The sequence below is a fragment of the Pseudomonas sp. genome, from assembly GCF_037994325.1.
Lineage (GTDB): Bacteria > Pseudomonadota > Gammaproteobacteria > Pseudomonadales > Pseudomonadaceae > Aquipseudomonas.
The window spans coordinates 1-3896 of the sequence record NZ_JBBNAH010000149.1 but is presented as its reverse complement, the minus strand read 5'-3'; the positions used below and the strand labels follow the sequence as shown (position 1 = coordinate 3896).

Sequence of the window (3896 nt, the reverse complement as noted above, 5' to 3'; positions counted from 1 at the left end):
TCATCAGATTGTTGCTGATGCACGGATTGCGGTGGGAATTTGCCGGCAAATTCACTTATTAAAAACTCTACGAAAAGCCGGGCTTTTGAAGAAATAAGTTTAGTGCTGGGATAAATCGCCCAAATGTCCCTATTTTGCTGAAGTTCAAATTCGCTCATTACGCGAACAAGTGCGCCGCTGTCTAAAGACGGTTTCGCATTCCACTGTGATATTGACGCAATCCCTAGGCCCTCTGCGGCCGCGAGGCGGACACTTTCACCGCAATTGGTTCGGAATACGTTATCCATCCGCGGCCGGCGTGCAGTGCCTGGCTCAGTGAATTTCCACGGCGCTTCTTCACCCAATAAAATGCAACGGTGACCTTCCAGGTCGTCGGGGTTTCGCGGTTCACCAAAGGTGTGCAGGTAGCCCGGTGAGGCGCACAAGATACGGTGATCAGCGGCGATTTTACGGGCCACCAACGTCGAGTTTTTCAGCTCGGCTATTCGGATCGCTACATCGATCCCCATTGCGCTGAGGTCTTGCAACGAGTCCGATAAAACCAAGTTCACTTTCAGGTTAGGGTGAGCCTTGAGAAAGTTGGCAATGGCTGGAAATAAACAAATGCGCGCGAACGATCCTGGTGCCGATATTTTTACGGTTTGTTGGGGCGTGTTAGGTCCTTTGGCGATGGCAAAGTAGGCCTCATCCACCGCGCTTAAAATCTTTTGCGCGTGCGGAATAAAGGCCAAACCATCCTCACTGAGGGAAATATGCCGAGTCGTGCGGCAAAGCAGGCGCATACCCAGGGCGTTTTCTAACTTCACCAGTTTTTGACTGGCCACCGAAGGCACATAATCGAGCTCTCTGCCAGCGGCAGTTATGTTTCCCAGTTCTGCGGCCCTTACAAACAGCGCGAGTGCTTCAATATCCATCGTGGTTCCGAACGCATGTGCTCTTGATGGTTATCAAGGATTTTTAATTTTCGCTTTACCAAGACAGGGCTTGATTAGGCGGGTTTTGGTTGCTTATGCCGGTAATACGTTATCTTCGCTGCGATAGTCGTAAATAAAGAAGAGCCGGGCGCAGGTAACAGTTTCACCCCACAAGTGAAAATATTTGGCTGAACGGATTTAGCTAGCCGAATAGGGCTAAATCATTCGCCACTTGGTTAAACCAAACGGTCAGAATGGAACAGGTGCGCAGTGCCGCCGCTTAGTTAAGCCGATGAAATAGTCGCGTAATTACCCGAATTTTCTGCTTTCAAACCATGCCAATAGCCTATGGCAGCGCTGAAATTGGTTGTACCGTTCAGGCTGTAGGCAAACAGCGAGAGTGTGCGGCGCGGCTGGATGACGGTAAAATATTTCAGTGAATCATTTGGTTATGGCTTTGATCAGCCTATTAGGACGAGGATTACATTTTGGCTCAATACGTCTACACCATGCATCGGCTGGGCAAAGTAGTGCCGCCGAAGCGGGAAATCCTTAAAAACATTTCTCTGTCTTTTTTCCCTGGCGCCAAGATCGGCGTACTCGGCCTTAACGGTTCGGGTAAATCCACCTTGCTGAAAATCATGGCCGGCGTTGACACCGAGTTCAACGGTGAAGCGCGCGCCATGCCCGACCTGAACATCGGCTACCTGCCGCAAGAGCCGCAGCTGGACCCGGAAAAAACCGTGCGCGAAGTGGTGGAAGAAGCCGTTAGCGTGATCAAAAACGCCCAGGCGCGCCTGGACGAGGTGTACGCCGCCTACGCCGAGCCAGACGCCGACTTTGACGCCCTGGCCGCCGAGCAAGGCAAGCTCGAAGCCATTCTGCAGGCCAGCGATGGCCACAACCTGGAACGCCAACTGGAAGTTGCCGCCGACGCCCTGCGTCTACCGGCCTGGGACGCCAAAGTGGTGCACCTCTCCGGCGGTGAAAAACGCCGTGTGGCCCTGTGCCGCCTGCTGCTCTCCGCCCCGGACATGCTATTGCTCGACGAACCGACCAACCACTTGGATGCCGACTCCGTCGCCTGGCTGGAGCACTTCCTACACGACTTCCCCGGCACCGTGGTCGCCATCACGCACGACCGTTACTTCCTCGACAACGTCGCCGGCTGGATTCTCGAGCTCGACCGCGGCGCCGGTATTCCGTACGAAGGCAACTACTCTGGCTGGCTGGAAGCCAAGTCCGACCGTTTGGCCCAAGAGTCCAAACAACAGTCGGCCCACGAAAAAGCCATGAAAGAAGAACTGGAGTGGGTGCGCAAAGGTGCCAAAGCCCGCCAGTCGAAATCCAAAGCCCGTCTGCAACGCTTCGAAGAAATGCAGTCGCAGGAATTCCAAAAGCGCAGCGAAACCAACGAAATCTACATCCCCGCCGGCCCGCGTCTGGGCGACAAAGTCATCGACTTCGTCAACGTCAGCAAAGGCTATGGCGACCGCGCGCTGATCGACAACCTGTCGTTCAGCATGCCCAAAGGCGCCATCGTCGGCGTGATCGGCGGTAACGGTGCCGGTAAGTCGACCCTGTTCCGCATGCTTATGGGCAAAGAAACGCCGGACTCGGGCAGCATCGAAGTCGGTGAAACCGTCAAGCTGGCCTGCGTTGACCAGAGCCGCGACGACCTCGACGGCAACAAAACCGTATGGGAAATGGTTTCCGATGGTTCCGATATGATCAAAATCGGCAACTACGAGGTGCCATCGCGCACCTACGTAGGCCGGTTTAACTTCAAAGGCGGCGACCAGCAGAAATTCGTTAAAGACCTTTCCGGTGGTGAGCGTGGCCGCTTGCACCTGGCGTTGACCTTGAAAGAGGGCGCCAACGTGCTGCTGCTCGACGAACCGTCCAACGACCTCGACGTAGAAACCCTGCGCTCGCTGGAAGAAGCGCTGCTCGACTTCCCAGGCGCCGCCATTGTGATCTCCCACGATCGGTGGTTCCTGGACCGCGTAGCGACCCACATCCTCGCGTACGAAGACGACTCGCAAGCAGTGTTCTTCGAAGGCAACTACACCGAATACGAAGCCGACCGCAAAAAACGCCTTGGCGATGCGGCGGCTCAGCCGCATCGGGTACGGCATAAAAAGCTGGCGCAGTAAGAAAAAACAACGGAGCCCAAGTGGCTCCGTTTTTTTATGTAGGACCTCGGTCGCGAGCCCTGCATACGCCACCGGTTTACCGTCGTCCCCGCCTTCGCGGGGATGACGACGGGAAACTGGTTACTCCTTCAAGGAGGGGACAGCAAACGTTTTATGCGTTAGCGCGAAAACCATGACCCACGTCCAACTCTGACAATCTGTTCATCGCCCCGCCAAGAACCCGCGGCAACCCTTGGATATACTCCGGGCTCGTCTGCGCAGCCTGGATCGTTTTGCGACCGGTGCTGTCAGAGCCGATGACGTGCCAGCGCCGGCACGTTCGAGAGGGATCTACACATGAGTCGCATAGCACCCCGCTGGGCAATGCTTCTGTTGGTTTTATTGGCACAGGGACACGCAATGGCATTTTCCAAGACGCTGTATCTGTTTTCTGCGGTGAACGGCATCGTTCTGCTGGATGGCAAGCCTGTACAAGGTGTTGAGGTCGTTCAGGACTACCACTGGCACTGGGGCGACAAGCAGGTGAAAAACGTCACCACCACCGATACCCAAGGCCGCTTCAGTTTCCCGGTGGTTACCGGCAAGTCGATGACTGCAGGCTTACTTCCGCACGAGCCGGTCATTGACCAGCAGATCCTCTTTTACTACCAGGGCAAGGAACACCAGGGCTGGTTTCACGCCAAGCACAACTACGAGGATCTGGGCGAATTGCACGGCCAGCCGCTCAATTTGGTGTGTGACTTGAAGGATGAGCCCGTGGGTCGTCCGGAAATCGGTAATTACGGAATTTGCGTGCTGCAAAAATAACGTCCGTGGTGCTAACCAC

Annotated in this window: 3 protein-coding genes; 2 read left to right on the top strand and 1 reads right to left on the bottom strand. The window is 55.3% G+C overall.

What is annotated here, in order from left to right; translation table 11 throughout:
• A partial coding sequence (locus AAAB16_RS05035) for a LysR family transcriptional regulator (RefSeq protein WP_340662358.1) occupies positions 1 to 914 on the bottom strand: 914 nt, incomplete at its 3' end.
• 488 nt (positions 915 to 1402) lie between these two features.
• Between AAAB16_RS05035 and ettA the strand changes: the two genes are divergently transcribed.
• Positions 1403 to 3070 carry an energy-dependent translational throttle protein EttA gene (ettA, locus tag AAAB16_RS05030; RefSeq protein WP_110617354.1) on the top strand — a complete coding sequence of 556 codons (1668 nt, stop codon included), beginning with the start codon at positions 1403 to 1405 and terminating at the stop codon, positions 3068 to 3070.
• Positions 3071 to 3406: 336 nt separating this feature from the next.
• Entirely contained in the window at positions 3407 to 3877 is a 471-nt protein-coding gene (locus AAAB16_RS05025) for a DUF6795 domain-containing protein (RefSeq protein WP_340662357.1), read from the top strand.
• Positions 3878 to 3896 lie beyond the last annotated feature (19 nt).

What these genes read in the sequence shown, in the direction of transcription:
- AAAB16_RS05025 (WP_340662357.1), top strand. Translation starts at nt 3,407, where the DNA reads ATGAGTCGCATAGCACCCCGCTGGGCAATGCTTCTGTTGGTTTTATTG.